This is a genomic window from Marilutibacter maris, assembly GCF_003233695.1.
Lineage (GTDB): Bacteria > Pseudomonadota > Gammaproteobacteria > Xanthomonadales > Xanthomonadaceae > Marilutibacter > Marilutibacter maris.
Map to the genome: position 1 here is coordinate 1,681,064 of NZ_CP029843.1, position 17,071 is coordinate 1,698,134.

Below are 17,071 nucleotides of genomic sequence, written 5' to 3' on the forward strand. Positions count from 1 at the left end.
ATGCCTCTACCACCGGTCGCTCCACGGCCAATCCGGCAGGGCAGGGGCCTGGCCGGCCAGCATCGAAACGAAGGAACCCAACGTGGCGAAAATTACCAAGACCTTCCAGTACGGCAACCATCAGGTCACCCTGGAAACCGGCGAGATTGCCCGCCAGGCCGGCGGCGCCGTGATCGTGAAGATGGATGACACCGTCGTGCTGGTCAGCGCGGTTGCGGCGAAGACCGCCCGCGAGGGTCAGGACTTCTTCCCGCTGACCGTCGACTACCAGGAGAAGTTCTACGCTGGTGGCCGGATCCCGGGCGGCTTCTTCAAGCGCGAGGGCCGCGCGACCGAGAAGGAGACGCTGACCGCGCGCCTGATCGATCGTCCGATCCGTCCGCTGTTCCCGGAAGACTTCAAGAACGAAGTCCAGATCATCGCCACGGTGATGTCGCTGAACCCGGAAATCGACGCCGACATCCCGGCGCTGATCGGCGCCTCGGCCGCCATGGCCCTGACCGGCGCCCCGTTCCAGGGTCCGATCGGCGCCGCCAAGGTCGGCTACAAGAACGGCGAGTACCTGCTGAACCCGACCGTGAGCGAGCTGGCCGACTCCGAGCTGGAGCTGGTCGTCGCAGGTACCTCCAGCGCGGTGCTGATGGTCGAGTCCGAGGCCAAGGGCCTGTCGGAAGACGTGATGCTGGGCGCGGTCATGTTCGGCCATCGCGAGATGCAGAAGGTCATCAACACGATCAACGAGATGGTCGTCGAGGCCGGCACCAAGTCCTGGGACTGGCAGGCGCCGGCCAAGAACGAGGCGATGATCGCCGACCTCAAGACGGCCGTTGGCGACAAGCTGGCCGAGGCCTTCCAGGTCCGCGACAAGCTGCAGCGCCGCGACGCGATCTCGGCGATCAAGAAGGACGTGATGGAGGCCCTTGCCGGCCGCGCCGAGGCCGAGGGCTGGAGCGGCTCGGAGATGTCGAAGGAATTCGGCGAGCTCGAGTACCAGACCATGCGCAGCGCCGTGCTGGGCACCAAGGTCCGCATCGACGGTCGCGCGCTCGACACCGTCCGCCCGATCAGCTCGAAGGTCAGCGTGCTGCCGCGCACCCACGGCTCGGCGCTGTTCACCCGCGGCGAGACCCAGGCGATCGTGGTCGCCACCCTCGGCACCGCGCGCGACGGCCAGGTCATCGACGCGGTCTCCGGCGAGTACAAGGAACACTTCCTGTTCCACTACAACTTCCCGCCCTATTCGGTCGGCGAGTGCGGCCGCATGATGGGCCCGAAGCGTCGCGAGATCGGCCACGGCCGCCTCGCCAAGCGCGGCGTGCTGGCGGTGATGCCGACGATGGAGGAGTTCCCGTACACCATCCGCGTGGTGTCGGAGATCACCGAATCGAACGGTTCCTCGTCGATGGCCTCGGTCTGCGGTTCCTCGTTGGCGCTGATGGACGCGGGCGTGCCGATCAAGGCGCCGGTCGCCGGCATCGCGATGGGCCTGGTCAAGGAAGGCGATGATTTCGTCGTGCTGAGCGACATCCTCGGCGACGAGGATCACCTCGGCGACATGGACTTCAAGGTCGCCGGTACCGAGAACGGCGTGACCGCCCTGCAGATGGACATCAAGATCCAGGGCATCACCGAGGAGATCATGAAGACCGCGCTGGCCCAGGCCAAGGCCGGTCGTCTGCACATCCTCGGCGAAATGGCCCAGGCGCTGACCGCGCCGCGTGGCGAGCTGAGCGAGTTCGCCCCGCGCCTGCTGACCTTGAAGATCCATCCGGACAAGATCCGCGAGGTGATCGGCAAGGGCGGTTCTACCATCCAGGCGATCACCAAGGAAACCGGCACCCAGATCGACATCCAGGACGACGGCACCATCGTCATCGCCTCGGTCAACGCCGCCGCCGCCCAGGCCGCCAAGAGCCGCATCGAGCAGATCACCTCGGACGTCGAGCCGGGCCGCATCTACGAAGGCAAGGTCGCCAAGATCATGGACTTCGGTGCATTCGTGACCATCCTGCCGGGCAAGGACGGTCTGGTCCACGTCTCGCAGATCTCCAACGAGCGCGTCGAGAAGGTCAGCGACAAGCTCAAGGAAGGCGACGTGGTCAAGGTCAAGGTGCTGGAAGTCGACAAGCAGGGCCGCATCCGCCTGTCGATGAAGGCCGTCGAGGAAGGCGAGGGCGTCGCGGCCGAGTAAGCCGCGCGACCCATGCTGGATACGCAGAAAGCGGGCTTCGGCCCGCTTTTTGTTTGCCTGTCCTGCGAAAGGACGCCGTCGCAGGAGCGGCGTAAGCCGCAAGGGGGCCTGTCTCCGGACCCGGGAGATCGCGGCTCGCGCCGCTCCTACAGGGGCAGCACAGGCGAACGCCTTTCGCAGGAGCGGTCAGGCTGCCGATTTGCACTGCAGCGCGTAGATCAAGGTCCCGACCATGCGCTCGGACCTGTCGGGGTTTTCGCAGGAGCGGCGTAAGCCGCGATTGGGCTTTGCCGTGAAAGCTTCATTGCGGCTTACGCCGCTCCTGCAGATGTGCGGTCGCGATCCGGTCGCCGGCTTGCGCCGCAGCTAGTGGATCATCGCACCGGCCATGCGATCGGGCCTTCCCGGGATTTTGGTAGCCGGGATCTTCGTAGGAGCGGCGTAAGCCGCGAAGAGCCTTGCCGTGAAAGCCTCATCGCGGCTCACGCCGCTCCTACAGATGTGCGGTCGCGGTCAGGCCGCTGGTTTGCGTCGCAGCAGATAGATCAGCGCGCCGACCAGCACCGCGACGCCGGCGGCGATCAGGTTGCCGGCGCCGGCGCTGGCCATCAGTGCCAGCGACAGCAGCAGGGCGAGGGCCGGGATGAGCGGCCCACCGGGCAGGGCGAGCGCGTTCGGGCGGTCGCGGTAGCGCTTGCGCAGCACCAACAGCGAGGCCGAGGTGCCGATGTAGCTGCACAGACGGGCGACGACGGAGAGCAGTGCCAGATTGGCGAAGGCCTCGGACACACCACTGCCCCCGTACTGCTGGCCGAGCACCAGCGCCAGCGCCAGGATGCCGGTGACGACGATCGCCACGGTCGGCGTGTGGAAGCGCGGATGCACGCGGGACAGGATCGCCGGGCCGTAGCCGTCCGCCGACAGGGCGTACAGGTAGCGGGGACCGAACAGCATGGTGTTGCTGTTGCTGCCGAGGATCGAGATGGCCGCGCCGATGGTGAGCAGCAGGGCGCCGGCGGGACCGGCGAATGTCTCCGCGGCGTCGGCCAGCGGTGACTTCGAGGCCGCCAGGTCGGGGACGGTGCCCTGTGCCACCACCTGCACGGCGACGTAGATCAGGCTCACCAGCACGATCATCGTGAGCAGCGCGAACGGCACGTCGCGTCGGGGGTTGCGGAACTCGCCTGCCGCGGCGGGCGTGTTCTCGAAGCCGGCGTAGGCATACAGCAGCAGCAGCGCGCCTTCGCCCAGCTTGTCGGTGGGCGGTGCGCCCATCGCGACCGCCTGCGACCAGTCGACAAAGAACGCGCCGACGACGATGAAGAACAGCAGCGGCGCCATCTTGGCCAGGACCAGGGCGACGCCGGTGCGGGCGGCCGAGCGCACGCCGATCACATTGATGAAGGTCAAGAAGGCCATGGAGCCGACCACCACCGCGGTCCAGCCCCAGCCTTCGCCGGCCGGCGCCCAGAACTTGGATACCGCAAGCGCCAGGCCGCTGCTGAGCGCCGCAGCGGACGCGACCCGGGTCAGCCAGGTCATCCAGCCGACCTCGAAGCCGATGAAGTCGCCGAACGCATCGCGGGCATACAGGTAGCTGCCGCCGGCATCGTCGTAGTAGCTGCCGGCCTGCGCGTAGCACAGCACCAGCAGTCCCACCGCGACGCCGGCCAGCAGCACCGCCCAGAGGCTGGCCGGGCCCAACAGCAGCGCCGTGCTGGCGGGCAGCAGGTAGATGCCGCTACCGATCACGTCGTTGATCGACAGGCCGACGATCTGCCAGCGGCTGACCGCCCGCACCATGCCCGTGTCGTTGTCGATGACGGTCGGACCCTGGCCGTGGGCGGTGGTGGACGGTTCACTCATGCGCGATGTCCTTGCGGGAAGCGGTGCGGTCGATGGAGGGCAGGTGCCAGGGCGCCTGCAGACGGGCGTACTCGGAAGCGGGCATCAGCACGAAGATCGGCCGGTCCGCCGGACGCAGCCAGTCCAGCAGTCGCGCCATCGCCGGCTCGGGCATCGCGGTGCAGCCGGCGGTCGGGGTATCGGCGTTCTTCCACAGGTGGGCGAAGATGCAGCTTCCGGCGCCGTCGCGGTTGCCGGGGTTGTGGGCAATCACGAAGCCCAGCTTGTAGCGCTGGTCGCCGTCGTTGTGCAGGTCCAGGCGCATCGGTTCGGTCGAACCGCGCACCGCGTCCGCGCCGACCCGCTCGGCGTCGACGATGCGGTTGTACAGCGCGGATCCGCGCACGTCGATGCAATAGCTCGACTGCCGCATCGGCCGATAGGGAAGTTCGATGCCGGCGTCGTCGGCGTAGCCGAACGCTTCGGCGATGGCGAAGATTCCGGCCGGGCTGCGGCCGTCGCCTTCGCGTTTGACCGGAGTCCCGTCATCGGGACGCTGCGGGTGCAGGCCCAGGCCCCAGGCACTGCCGTTGCGTCCCAGTTGGACCGGCAGGGCCGGGCCGACCCTGTGCCAGCCATCGCCGCGTCGCTCGAACCGGTGCAGCTGTCCCGCGCTGGCGTCCCAGTCCGCAGCGGTGACCACCACCGCCTGCTGCGCCTGGCTCCAGGGAGTGGCCGCCCGTGCCGGTGCCGAGAGCTGCGCGCCCGCCAGCAGCATGCCCGCCAATAGCTGGCCCGCCAGCAGCACGCCCGATCGCACTGCGCTTCGCCATGAACGGTGAGGGCGGGAGCGGCTGAGCGGGACGGCGATCGGCATGGCGGAAGGAGTCCTCGGTCGGCGGTCAGGGATCGAGCAATTGCTGGACGTGTTCCAGACTGTTGCCGTAGTGGGCGACGTAGTCGGGTGAATGTTGGCACACCAGGACCAGGATCAGGTCGAGCATCTGCTGCAGGGCGGCCTGGTACAGCAGCGGCTCGACATGCGGATGCTCGTCGTGTGCGGAGATCAGCAGCGACGCGTCGGCATGCGCGCGCAAGGGATTGGCGCTGTGCCGGGTCACCGAGATGATCCGGCCGCGTCGTGCGCGGAACTGGCGGCTGATATGGCACAGCTCCGGCTGCTTGCCGTGCTCGGAGAATACGATCAGCACGTCGCCCGCTCCCGCCGAACAGACGCTGGCGGCCATCAGCACCGGGTCGGCGTGTTCGACGGTGGCGATGCCCACCAGCGACAGCCGCAGGCCGAGACCGCGGGCATGGATGCCGTCCTGGCCGAGGCCGCAGATGAAGACCCGGCCGGCTCCCGAGATCGCCTTGACGATCGCGTCGATCTGTTCGACCGGGTTGAGCAGGCGGGTCTCCTGTTCGGCCAGCGCCTTGGCCCGCCACAGCGACTCGGCGAGGGCGACGTGCGGTCCCGAATCCGGCTCCCGGTCCGGCAACTGCGGCTCGCCGGCGCCCTCGCGGGCCAGCGCCTCGCCGATGCAGAACTTGAGGTCGGGATAGCCCTTGAAGCCGAGTTTCTGGCTGAACTTGACCACGCTCGACTGGCTGATGCCGAGCGCGCTGGCCAACTGCTGCGACGAGTAGTCGCGCAGCAGGTGCGCATTGTCGAGCAGGAAGTCCGCGATCCGGCGCTCGATGGCCGACATCCGGTCGCGCTCGGCGCGGATCTTCAGCAGGGGCGACATGTCCAGAAGCATACCTCCGAAACGCGGTCGTGGCGGAATGGCGGCGTCGCCGTCACTCCTCCAGCATCTCCAGCCCGCGGACCTCGCGGATGCCCAGCCCCGGTGCATCGACGATCGATATCTCCGACTCGTTGAAGATCACCCCGCCGTCGACCGGGTCATAGCGGCACAGCGACGGGCCGTCGAGGTCGACCTTGGTGATCACCTCCGACTTGGCGACCGCCAGGTGGACGGCGGCGGCGACGCTGATGCTGGTTTCTATCATGCAGCCGATCATGCATTCCACGCCGTAGAGCGAGGCGATGTCGGCGATCCGTATCGCGTTGGACAGACCGCCGGTCTTCATCAGCTTGATGTTGATGATGTCGGCGGCGTGCATCTTGATCAGGTCGATCACCTCGGTCGGCCCGAACACGCTCTCGTCGGCCATCACCGGCGTGTGCACGCGGTCGGTGACGTACTTCAGGCCGCGGATGTCCTGGGCCTTCACCGGTTGCTCCAGCAGCTCGAGCTGCACCCCCGCATCCTCCAGTGCCTGCATCGCGTAGACCGCCTGCTTGGCGCTCCAACCCTGGTTGGCGTCGAGGCGGAGCAGGGCGCGGCCCTCGACCGCCGCGTAGATCGCCTTGACCCGTTCGATGTCGAGCCCGATGTCCTTGCCGACCTTGATCTTCAGCGACTCGAAGCCGCGCTCCACCGCGCTCAGCGAGTCGGCGACCATCTTGTCGATGTAGTCGACGCTGATGGTGATGTCGGTGGTGATGACCGGGTCGCCGCCGCCCAGCAGCTTGTACAGCGGCGCGCCGTAGAGCTGTCCGAACAGGTCGTACAGCGCGATCTCGACCGCCGCCTTGGCGCTGAAGTTGCGTTCCAGCGCGGTCTGCACGATCCGCGTGTTGCGGTTGAGGTCGGCGACGTCGGCGCCGATCAGGCGCGGACGTATGCACTTGCGGATCGCCTCGATCATCGAGCCGTGGGTGTCGCCGGTGATCACCGCGGTGGCGGCGGCCTCGCCGTAGCCGACGTGGCCGCTGTCGGTATGGACCATCACCACGATGTCCTCGACCGTGTCGACGGTGCGCAGCGCGGTCTTGAACGGGGTCTTCAGCGGCACGCGCAGCATGCCGATCCGGATGTCGGTGACTTTCATTCGGGTGTCCTGATCGGGCTGCGGGTCAATGCCTGGCGCGACGGGGCGAAGCCGTCGGCCGCTGCGGTCGGTATCTTCGATTGCGAATCACCCGTTTCCCCTCCCGGTGCGTTGGTCATGGCGTCCGGCTCAAGGCCTGATCTTCTGGATGCTGTAGATGCGGTCGACGAGGGCGGCGTCGCCGCTGGCCAGCAGCGGCTCCAGTGGCGTCACCGAGACCCCGTTGAGGGCGATGCGGCGGCGCGAGCCATCGGCTTCGCCCAGGGTGATGCCGGTGACGTCGTGGATCACGTAGGGCGCGCCCTGGTACTGGCCGATCACCATCATCACGTGCCCGGGAATGTAGATCAGGTCGCCCGGCTGCAGGGTGCGCAGTACCTCCAGCCGTTTCCGGCGGTCGTCGTTCTCGTCGAAGCGCACGGTGTTGAATACCGGACTCACGCCCTGGGCGCTGGTGTTGCGCGGCAGTTGCACGTCGAACGCGCGATAGATCTCGGAGACGAAGCCGCTGCAATCGCGGGCGTTGTAGGAATGCCCCCAGCCGTAGCGTTCGCCGAGGAACTTGAAGCCCTGTCGCAGCAGGTTGGCCTGGGTCAACGGCAGGTAGTCGGCGGCGACGTCGCGGGTCCGCGGCAGCAGCGCCGGGGTGAAGCGAAGGCTTCCGTCGGCATCGCGGATCGGCAGTTCGATCACATGGCCGGTGTAGGCCGCCTGTCCATTGACCGGGCGATCGGCCGGCCAGTCGGCAAGCAGCGGTACCCGCACGCCCATGTCCAGTTGCAGCTCCGACACTTGCGGCACTTCCGGGTTGTACACGGTGTCGACAGTGGCGCCGGTCACCACCAGGTAGGGCGTGCGATGGCGGTACCCGAGTACGCGGTCGCGATCGCCGGTCGCCACGTGCTGCTTGCGGATCCAGGCGGCGTAGCGCGGGCTGACCGCGAACCACCACGCGCCGTCGCGGCTCTCGTGCAGGATCGCCAGCGGTGTGCCCGGGAACAGCGCGGTCTCTTGGAATCGGTCGATGTCGGTATCGCCGGGTGCGCTGAACACCCGCATCGCGGTCGGGTAGCCGCGCATGTCGGCGCGTTCGACCACCAGGCCGTGGCGTACCGTCACCGTGTCGGCAATGCGGTCCAGCGCCAGCGCCGACTCGAGCGCGTCGATGCCGTCGAAGCTCCCACCGGACGCGTCGAACAGCTCGCGTGTCGGTGGCGACGAAGCCGCGCGGATCCAGCGCGTGACCTCGGCCCGCGGCATCTGTGCCGGCAGGGCGTCGAGGTCGCGGACCGAGCGATCCTCGGCGAACAGGCGCAGGTTCTGGCGCGCGATCGCGGCGCGGTCCATCACCACACGGTCCGGGTCGGACAGGCGCCGGGTCCAGAACTCGGGGGTGAGCTGTTCGGCCCGCACGCCGGCGATTCCGGTGGCCCCGGTTTCGGCGTCGACCGGATGCGGGCGCGGGCGTTCGAAGGCCGTCGCCGGCATCGCCACGAGCATGCAGGCGACGGCGAAGGCGGCGGCCAGCAGCGGCGTGCGGATTCGCGGTCTGGAGCCAGGACCGGACCATGGCGGGCCGGCAGGGCGCTGCTGCGACCGGGGTGAGTCAGGCACGCGTGCTCGCATGAGTTGCATCCCTCTGGTTTGCGCGCACCCGCGTGCGCATCGCCACTGCGAAACGATCCGCGGCGCTGGCGGCAGCGATCGCCACCGGCCGATCGCTCCGGACCGCCCTGAGAATACTTATTTCAGAAATATGATCAACTTGGAATAAATTATTGACCCTGCCGTGTCGACCGTGTTACACCGAGGGCGTGCTGACGCGGCAGGGGCAGTGTCGTGGCGAATGGTGGGTTCATGGATCGGGACGGGGGCAGGCGCGCCACAGCGCCGCCGGCCGCGCGCGCGCGCCGGTTGCTGGCGCATGCGCTGGCGAATCTGCTGGTCCTGGTCGCGATGCTGTCCATGATCCTGCCTGGATCGGCGATGGCTGCGGACACCGTACGTGAAGTGACCGCCCTGGTCGATGCCGGACGCTTCGATGAGGCGCAGGCGCGGATCGGGGAGCGACTCGCCGATCCCCAGTCGCCGGCGCCGATCCGCCGGGCGCTGGCGTTCGAGCGTGAGCGGATGCGTAGGATCCGCCTGGACTTTCCGCACGACGCGGCCGAAGTGATGGCGCGACTGCGACGGGAGATCCCCGATCTCCGCCCGGGCGAGTTCGCCGCCTGGGATGCGTCCGGTGCGCTGGAACACCTGCTCATCGACGGCGAGCGACGCTACTTCGCGCGCGCCGTGTCCAACCTGTTCCGGGTCAATGCCGAGGCCGCGGCGCGGCGCGCGCAGCCGCGCGGCGGCGGTTCCGGTCCGATGGAAACCCTCAACGCCCACCATGCCGAGGTCCGCGATGCGGCGAAGGCCGAGGGGCGCGTGCACGTGGCGCCCCGGCGGATCCGGGTCGTCCAGTCGTTGATCGTCGATGCCGACGCGGTGCCGGCCGGCGAGCCGCTGAGCGCGTGGATTCCGTATCCGCGTGCGATCCCGGGCCAGCAGGAGGACATCCGCCTGCTGGGTACGACTCCCGAGGCGCACGTGTTGGCGCCGGAGGCGACGTTGCAACGCACCGTGCACATGAGCCGGGTGGCGGTCGCGGGGGAGCCGACCGAGTTCTCGGTCGAGTACGAGATGACCGTGCGCGGCCAGTACCATGCGATCGATCCCGAGCGGGTGGTGGCGACCGAGGCGGATGCCGGGCTGGCGCCGTTCCTGGCCGAGCGTGCGCCGCACATCGTGTTCACCGACGAGTTGCGGCGCTTCTCGCAGCAGGTCGTCGGCGACGAAAGCAATCCCTACAGGATCGCGCGCAGGCTGTTTGCCGCGGTCGACCGGATTCCGTGGGCCTCGGCGCGCGAGTATTCGACGATTTCCAACATCAGCGACTACGCGCTGCGCACCGGCCATGCCGACTGCGGCCAGCAGACCCTGCTGCTGATGAGCCTGCTGCGGCTCAACGGCATTCCGACCCGCTGGCAGTCGGGCATGGTCTATTCCGACGGCGACTACGACAACCTGCACGACTGGGGCTGGATGTACCTGGCGCCCTACGGCTGGGTGCCGATGGACGTGACCAGTGGCCTGCTCGACAGCGACGACGAGGACCTGCGCTGGTTCTACCTGGGTGGCCTGGACGCGTACCGGATCGCCTTCAACGACGATTATTCGCAGCCACTGTTTCCGCCCAAGCGGCACTTCCGCTCGGAAACGGTGGACTCGCAGCGCGGCGAAGTGGAGTGGCAGGGGGGCAATCTCTACTTCGACCAGTGGGACTACCGGTTCAGTGCCCAGGTCCTGGGTCCCGACCCGGACGCGCGTTAGGAAGCCTCTGCCGGGAAGCGGAGGCGTTGCGCGCCAGGGACGGTGCGTTCACCGCTCAGGAGCACGGATGGACGACCCGGTGGCAACGGGCCCGGCGGATGCCGGGGCCGACCCGTCCGGACAAGGCGGGGATGGCCTTGTCCGGGCTTCTGCGGCATGGACGCCGCATACCTCAATCACAACCAATGCTCGGGGGACTAGACGACATGTACGGCACGGCTTTGCGAAAGACAGCGCTCTATGTGGCGATGGGCGTCTGCCTGGCCTCGATGGCGCCGGCGACGGCGCTGGCCCAGAACGTCAACGGCGCCATTGCCGGCCGCGCCAATGCAGGGGACATGATCACCGTCATCAATCCCGAAACGGGTCTGACCCGTTCGGTATCGGTCGGCGCCAATGGCAGCTACCGCCTGTCCCAGTTGCCGGTCGGCAACTATACGTTGCAGGTCAGCCGTGACGGCCAGGCGGTCGGGCAGGCGATCGACGTCAGCGTTTCGCTGGGCAACGCCACTACCGTCAATCTTGGTGCCGAAGGCGTGGTCGACATGGCCGCGGTGCAGGTCATCGGTTCGCGGGTGATCTCGCCGGTGGACGTGAGCTCGACCGAGTCGGCGACCAACATCACCGCCGAGGAAATCGCGCGGATGCCGGTGGACCGCAACGTCGCCTCGGTCGCGCTGTTGGCGCCGGGCGTGGCCGGTGGTTCGGCGGGCTTTGGCGGCATCTCGTTCGGCGGTTCGTCGGTGGCCGAGAACGCGTTCTACATCAACGGTCTGAACGTCACCGACTTCTATAACCGGGTCGGTTTCTCCGAAGCCCCGTTCGACTTCTACCAGGAGTTCCAGGTCAAGACCGGCGGCTACTCGGTGGAGTTCGGCCGCACCACCGGCGGTGTGGTCAATGCGCTGGCGAAGTCGGGCAGCAACGAGTTCCATGGTGGCGGCAAGCTCGTTTTCTCGCCGCGCGCCTGGAAGTCCTCCGCCCGCGACAGCTATCTGGACGGTGATCGGTATCTTACGCGCAGCCGGGACAGTACCGATTCCGCGCGCGTGAACCTTTGGGCTTCGGGACCGATAGTCCGCGATCGCCTGTTCTTCTTTGCGATGTACGAGGGACGCGACATATCGCCCGAGAGCACCAACAACGGGGGCACCAGTTTCACGCGCGGGGAGTCGGACGACGGCTTCTGGGGCGCGACGATGGACTGGCAGTTGAACGACAACAATCTGCTAAGCCTGATGGCGTTCTCCAACAAGAACCGCGTCGACAATGAGACCTTTGCGTACGATTTCGACGACAACCGTGTCGGAGACCGGCTCAGCAGGTCGTACTCGGAAAATGGTGGAGACAACTGGGCCCTGACCTGGACGTCCTACCTGAGCGACAACCTGTCGATGAAGCTGATGTACGGCAACAGCGAAAGGGACAACATCACCGCCTCACCGAGCGATGGCGATTGCAACTACGTCACCCGGGCTTCCGGTGTTCCCGATCCAGGGGTGCCCCTGGGGTGTACCAACAATGCGACGATCTATGATCGCAATGATCAGCGCGAGCAGGCCCGGGCCGATTTCGAATGGGCGATGGGGGATCACCTGCTGCGCTTCGGCATCGATCGTGAGAGCAACACCTCCGATCTTGACCAGGTCTATGCCGGTCCCGGTGGCATCCAGTACAACGTCTACTCGACCACGCCGGGTGCCCAGATTCCGGGAGCGGGCATCGTGCCGCCCGGTTACACCGCCTATGTGCGGGCTCGCAGATACTCCATATTCGGCGAGTTCGAGAGCGTCAACGAAGCCTTCTATCTCGAAGACAACTGGTCGGTCAGCGACAACCTGGTGCTGAATCTGGGTATCCGCAACGAGAGCTTCGACAATCGCGACGCCGAGGGACGTACCTACATCGAAATGGACGATATGTGGGCGCCCCGGCTGGGATTCTCCTGGGATGTCAGGGGCGATTCCACCACCAAGGTATTCGGCAATATCGGTCGCTACTTCCTGCCTGTCGCCAATGTGATCAACATCAAGCAAGGCGGTGCGTTGCTCGACGAGCGTACCTATTACGGATTCGATGGCTGGGAGATTCGCGAGCGCGATGGCGTGCAGTATGCGGTGCCGATTCTCGGCACCCAGTTCGGCTTCGACAACAGTCAGGGCGACGGCAGCGTCGGAGACCTGCGCGCCGAGGTCGACAAGGACATGGACCCGGTCTACCAGGACGAACTGATCCTGGGCTTCCAGCAGCAGCTGAACTCGACATGGTCATGGGGGGTGCGCGGCATCTATCGAAAGCTCAACAATGCGATCGACGACATGAACATCACCGCGACGCACTGCGGTCGTATCGCCAGCCGTTGGGTGATGGCCAATCCCGGCGAGGACGTCACTGTCTGGGGCGATACCGATTGCGACGGTGTCGACGACGGCTACCTGACGATCGATACCTCGAAGGCGGGCTACTGGACCGAGGCCGACAACTACGAGTACATCAATGGCGAATGGGAGTATGTCGGTTCGACACCCACCGGACAGCGAGGTTGGGTCAAGCCCGACCGTACCTACAAGGCGCTCGAGTTCCAGGTCGATCGCGCCTGGGATGGCAAGTGGGCACTCAATGCGTCCTACACCCTGTCGTGGAACGAAGGCAACGCCGAGGGGCCGGTCAACACCGACACCAATTTTGGTGACACCGGTCGCACCGAAAACTTCGACGATCCGTTCGTCAACTATCGCGGAGACGGCCCGCTGGCCAACGATCACCGTCATCAGATCAAGCTGCGCGGCACCTATGCATTCAACGACAACTGGCGGGTCGGTGCGACGCTGGATGCGCGTTCGGGCGGTCCGATCACCGCACTCGGCGTTGGAAACCCGTACAACTGGAAGAGCTACCACAGCTACTTCATCTGCGTGGAGAACTGCACGCCGCCCGAGAACGCGCAGGACGGCGACACCTGGAGCACTGATGACCGCGTGTTCGAGCACTCTCCGCGGGGCGGCGCCGGGCGCATGCCGTGGATCATCGACCTCGGCCTGAGCCTGGCATACGAGCGCACTTTCGATGCCGGCAAGCTTGAGGCAAAGTTCTCTGTCTATAACGTGTTCAACCGCCAGGAGCCGGTGTGGGTCTATCAGGAACTGGAGCCGGGTGTCGGCGATCGGGACGAGTTCTTCGGCAAGGAGCGTTTCCTGCAGTCGCCGAGGTACGGACAGCTGATCGTATCGTGGAGCTTCTGAGCGACTGCGGGAAGCGAGCCGCACGCCGCAAGGGCACTGGCCGCACAAGGTCGGCGGTCGGTGCCTGCCTGGCTCTGCTGATGGCGCTGCCGGCCGGCGCCGCAACACCCCCGACCGCCCGCGATCCTTCGGCCCTCGACCGCGCCTTCGACGATGCGATGGCGCGGTTCGGGCTGCCGGGCATGGCGATGGGAGTGATCGAGGACGGCGAGGTCGTCTACACCCGTACCGGCGGCGAGACCGTCGCCGGTTCCGGCGACCCGGTCACCGACGCCACGCTGTTCAAGATCGCCTCCAACAGCAAGGCCATGACCACCGCGCTGCTGGCGCGGCTGGTCGATGCCGGCAAGCTGCGCTGGGACGATCCGGTCACCCGTCATCTGCCGCGGTTCCGCATGCATGAGGACTGGGTCACCGAACAGATGCAGGTACGCGACCTGCTGATCCACAACAGCGGCCTGCCGGAAGGTGCCGGCGACCTGATGCTGTGGCCCGAGCCCAACCGCTTCGATCGCGGCGACATCATCGCCGGGCTGGCCCACCTCAAGCCCGAGCGCAGCTTCCGGTCCGGCTATGCCTACGACAATCTGTTGTACGTGGTCGCTGGCGAGGTCGCGGCCGCGGCCGGTGGCGCCTCCTACGAATCGCTGCTGCGCGGGGAGGTGTTCGAACCGCTCGGGCTGTCCGGTTGCCGGGTCGGCGAGTGGTCCCGCGCCGATGCCGGCAGCGTCGCCCAGCCGCACATGCGCGACGGGCAGGGCAATGTCGCGATCCGGGTCGACGGCGACACCGTGCCGGCGATCACCTCGGCGGCGGCCGGCGGCATCCGCTGCGGCCTCGACGACATGCTGGCCTGGGCGCGCAACTGGCTGGTGCCGACGCCCGAACAGTTGCAATGGCTGCCGCGTGCGCAGCGCGAGGCGCTGTGGACGGCGCACACGCCGTTGCCGTTGTCGGCACGCAGTCGCGACTGGGACGATACCCACATACGCGCCTATGGCTACGGATGGCGACTGGCCGACGTCCACGGCGAGTGGACGGTCTCGCACACCGGCACTCTGGCCGGCATGTACTCGGTGCTGATGCTGCTGCCCGATCGCCGCTCGGGCTTCGTGGTGATGATCAACGGCGACGGAAGCGCAGCGCGCACGGTGCTGACCTCGGTCCTGCTCGACTATCTGGTCCGGCCGGAGTCGGGCACCTCGGTGGCGACGCTCGCCGCGGCGCTGGAGCGCGAGCAGGAAGGGCCGCGCCGATCGCGCCTGCCGGACACGTCCGGTCGGCGTCCCGCGCACGCGATCGACATGAGCGCCTACCTGGGCGTCTACCGCGATCCGTGGCTGGGCGAGGCCCGCTTGTGCGAAGCCGACGGTGGTGTGCGCTTCGTCGCCACCAAGTCGCCGCGGCTGTCCGGACGGATCATGCGGGTGCATGGGCGCGCGCTGATCGACTGGGACGACGACACCATCGACCCGGAGGCCTGGATGGACCTGCATCCGGCCACCGCCACCTCGTCGCCACGGATGACCCTGGCCAAGGTCGATCCCGACGGCGACTTCAGTTCCGACTACGAGGACCTGGCTTTTGTGCGGGTGCGCGGCTGTGAACGCTGAGACCGTTGCCGGAGGCACGCGGATGCGGGTCGCGTCGGCGGCGCTGTTGGCGATCGCGCTGGCGAGCGGCTGTGGCGCCGGCGCGGTGATCGCGGAGCCGGCGAGCGCGCCGGTCGATGCGCCGATGTTCTCCACCGCGACGACCGCCGCGGAGGCGGGCCTGGTCGACATCCGCGAGCGGGTTCCCGATATCGATCTGGACATCCGTTACGCCGGCGACGACAACTTCACCGGGGCACCGGTGGACGGATACGCGGCGGCGCGCTGCTATCTGCTGGCGCCGGCGGCCGATGCGCTGGCCGCGGTCGAGTCCGACCTGCGCGCGCAGGGGCTGCGGCTGCGGATCTTCGATTGCTATCGACCGGTGCGGGCGGTGCGCCGTTTCATGCGCTGGATCGAGGAGGACGACGACCCGGTCGCTCGTGCGCGTTACTACCCGAACCTGCCCAAGCGCGCGCTGCGCGGCGAATACATCGCGGCGCTGTCCGGCCACAGCCGCGCCGCGACGGTCGACCTGACCCTGCTCGAATGCGACCGGGACGGCGCCTGTCGTCCGCTGGACATGGGCACGCCGTTCGATTTCTTCGATCCGCGCGCCAATACCGACTCGCCGCAGGCGAGCCCGCAACAGCGCGGCAACCGCGATCGACTGCGCGCGGCGATGGAACGGCACGGGTTTCGCAATTATCCGCAGGAATGGTGGCACTACACCCTCGACCCGGAGCCCTCGAAGCGGATCCATTACGACGTGCCGATCGAGGGCATGGCGGTCGACTGATCGTCCACAGGCTATCGCCGGCCCCGGTCCGCCTCGAACAGATCGGTCTGCGCCAGGCTTTCGTCGGCATCGGCGAACCCGGATACGCCGACGCCGACCAGCCGGTAGAGCGTGTCCGCCGGCAGGTCGACGCGTTCGCGCAGGCCGCAGGCGACCTCGGCCAGCGCCGCCGCGCCCTCGGGCGGGGTCGGCAGGGTCAGGCTGCGGGTGAGGATGCGGAAGTCGGCGGTCTTCAGTTTCAGCACCACGGTGCGCGCGATCCGCTGCGGGTCGCGTTCGCGCTCGCGGGCATAGCCCGCCCAGGTTTTCTCCGCCAGCCTTTCGATGTGCGGCGCCAGCGCGTCCAGCGGCAGGTCGTCGGGGAAGGTGTCCTCCGACGAGACCTGCATGGTCGGCCGGCTGGGCTCAACCGGGTTGTCGTCGATGCCCAGCGAAAGCCGGTGCAGGCGCGCGCCCCAGCGGCCGAACATCGTCTCCAGTTGCTCGCCACCGAGCGTGCGCAGGTCGCCGACGGTGGCGATGCCGAGCTTGCCCAGGCGCCGTTCGGTGACCTTGCCGACGCCCGGCAGGCGGCCGACCGGCAGCGGGGTCAGGAATGCCTCGACCTGATGCGGCTTGAGCACGAACAGACCGTCGGGCTTGCGCCAGTCCGAGGCGATCTTGGCGAGGAACTTGTTCGGCGCGACCCCGGCCGAGGCGGTCAACCGGGTCTCCTCGCGGATCGCGGCGCGGATCGCCTCGGCGGTCGCCGTCGCCGAGGGCATCCCGGTCTTGGTCCGGGTGACGTCGAGATAGGCCTCGTCCAGCGAAAGCGGTTCGATCAGCTCGGTATGGCGGGCGAAGATCTCGCGGACCTGCCGCGACACCGCCTTGTAGCGCTGGAAGTCGGGCGCGACGAAGACCGCATGCGGACACAGCCGTTCGGCCCGCAATGCCGGCATCGCCGAGCGCACGCCGAACCTGCGCGCCTCGTAGCTGGCCGCGCAGACCACCGAGCGCGCGCCGCGCCAGGCGACCACCACCGGCTGCCCGCGCAGCGCGGGGTCGTCGCGCTGTTCCACGGAGGCGTAGAACGCATCCATGTCGACGTGGACGATCTTGCGGGTGGGGGCGGACACGGTTCGAG

The 17,071-nt window shown here is 67.6% G+C and carries 11 protein-coding genes; 5 read left to right on the top strand and 6 right to left on the bottom strand.

Going from position 1 to position 17,071, the window contains the following annotated elements; genetic code table 11:
• Positions 1–82 precede the first annotated feature (82 nt).
• Positions 83–2,191, top strand: a complete 2,109-nt coding sequence (gene pnp, locus C9I47_RS07450; RefSeq protein WP_111266178.1) for a polyribonucleotide nucleotidyltransferase — start codon at positions 83–85, stop codon at positions 2,189–2,191.
• Between the two features lie 513 nt (positions 2,192–2,704).
• Here the strand turns inward: pnp and C9I47_RS07455 are convergent.
• The 5 genes from C9I47_RS07455 to C9I47_RS07475 all read right to left on the bottom strand — a co-directional run bounded on the left by C9I47_RS07455 (position 2,705) and on the right by C9I47_RS07475 (position 8,425).
• The gene (locus C9I47_RS07455) at positions 2,705–4,057 is read right to left on the bottom strand and encodes an APC family permease (protein WP_111266179.1); all 1,353 of its coding nucleotides are present in this window, start codon (positions 4,055–4,057) and stop codon (positions 2,705–2,707) included.
• Positions 4,050–4,856 (bottom strand): L,D-transpeptidase family protein, encoded by an 807-nt coding sequence (locus tag C9I47_RS07460; RefSeq protein WP_190238628.1) that lies wholly within the window; start codon positions 4,854–4,856, stop codon positions 4,050–4,052. Before C9I47_RS07460 ends, C9I47_RS07455 begins: the two co-directional genes overlap by 8 nt.
• Before the next feature lie 82 nt (positions 4,857–4,938).
• The gene (locus tag C9I47_RS07465; RefSeq protein ID WP_111268024.1) at positions 4,939–5,787 is read right to left on the bottom strand and encodes a MurR/RpiR family transcriptional regulator; all 849 of its coding nucleotides are present in this window, start codon (positions 5,785–5,787) and stop codon (positions 4,939–4,941) included.
• Between the two features lie 52 nt (positions 5,788–5,839).
• Positions 5,840–6,937: a dipeptide epimerase gene (locus C9I47_RS07470; RefSeq protein ID WP_111266181.1), complete on the bottom strand. Its 1,098-nt coding sequence runs from the start codon at positions 6,935–6,937 to the stop codon at positions 5,840–5,842.
• A 129-nt stretch (positions 6,938–7,066) separates the two neighbouring features.
• Positions 7,067–8,425 carry a C40 family peptidase gene (locus C9I47_RS07475; RefSeq protein WP_223250321.1) on the bottom strand — a complete coding sequence of 453 codons (1,359 nt, stop codon included), beginning with the start codon at positions 8,423–8,425 and terminating at the stop codon, positions 7,067–7,069.
• A 369-nt stretch (positions 8,426–8,794) separates the two neighbouring features.
• On the opposite strand from C9I47_RS07475, the gene C9I47_RS07480 reads away from it, so the two are divergent.
• The 4 genes from C9I47_RS07480 to C9I47_RS07495 all read left to right on the top strand — a co-directional run bounded on the left by C9I47_RS07480 (position 8,795) and on the right by C9I47_RS07495 (position 15,945).
• Positions 8,795–10,312, top strand: coding sequence for a transglutaminase-like domain-containing protein (locus C9I47_RS07480; protein WP_223250322.1), 1,518 nt, complete (start codon positions 8,795–8,797; stop codon positions 10,310–10,312).
• Positions 10,313–10,518: 206 nt separating this feature from the next.
• Positions 10,519–13,554 carry a TonB-dependent receptor gene (locus C9I47_RS07485; protein ID WP_111266183.1) on the top strand — a complete coding sequence of 1,012 codons (3,036 nt, stop codon included), beginning with the start codon at positions 10,519–10,521 and terminating at the stop codon, positions 13,552–13,554.
• An 80-nt stretch (positions 13,555–13,634) separates the two neighbouring features.
• A complete protein-coding gene (locus C9I47_RS07490; protein ID WP_111266184.1) occupies positions 13,635–15,167 on the top strand; it encodes a serine hydrolase domain-containing protein in 1,533 nt (510 codons plus the stop codon).
• Between the two features lie 22 nt (positions 15,168–15,189).
• Positions 15,190–15,945 (top strand): M15 family metallopeptidase, encoded by a 756-nt coding sequence (locus C9I47_RS07495; RefSeq protein WP_111266185.1) that lies wholly within the window; start codon positions 15,190–15,192, stop codon positions 15,943–15,945.
• Between the two features lie 11 nt (positions 15,946–15,956).
• Here the strand turns inward: C9I47_RS07495 and dinB are convergent, their stop codons facing one another.
• Positions 15,957–17,063 carry a DNA polymerase IV gene (gene dinB, locus C9I47_RS07500; protein WP_111266186.1) on the bottom strand — a complete coding sequence of 369 codons (1,107 nt, stop codon included), beginning with the start codon at positions 17,061–17,063 and terminating at the stop codon, positions 15,957–15,959.
• Positions 17,064–17,071 lie beyond the last annotated feature (8 nt).

Bases quoted from the DNA above. Each gene is read 5' to 3' on its own strand.
- C9I47_RS07455 (WP_111266179.1), bottom strand. From the start codon at position 4,057: ATGAGTGAACCGTCCACCACCGCCCACGGCCAGGGTCCGACCGTCATC.
- C9I47_RS07465 (WP_111268024.1), bottom strand. From the start codon at position 5,787: ATGTCGCCCCTGCTGAAGATCCGCGCCGAGCGCGACCGGATGTCGGCC.
- C9I47_RS07470 (WP_111266181.1), bottom strand. From the start codon at position 6,937: ATGAAAGTCACCGACATCCGGATCGGCATGCTGCGCGTGCCGCTGAAG.
- C9I47_RS07475 (WP_223250321.1), bottom strand. From the start codon at position 8,425: ATGCCGGCGACGGCCTTCGAACGCCCGCGCCCGCATCCGGTCGACGCC.
- C9I47_RS07480 (WP_223250322.1), top strand. From the start codon at position 8,795: ATGGATCGGGACGGGGGCAGGCGCGCCACAGCGCCGCCGGCCGCGCGC.
- C9I47_RS07485 (WP_111266183.1), top strand. From the start codon at position 10,519: ATGTACGGCACGGCTTTGCGAAAGACAGCGCTCTATGTGGCGATGGGC.
- C9I47_RS07490 (WP_111266184.1), top strand. From the start codon at position 13,635: ATGGCGCTGCCGGCCGGCGCCGCAACACCCCCGACCGCCCGCGATCCT.
- C9I47_RS07495 (WP_111266185.1), top strand. From the start codon at position 15,190: ATGCGGGTCGCGTCGGCGGCGCTGTTGGCGATCGCGCTGGCGAGCGGC.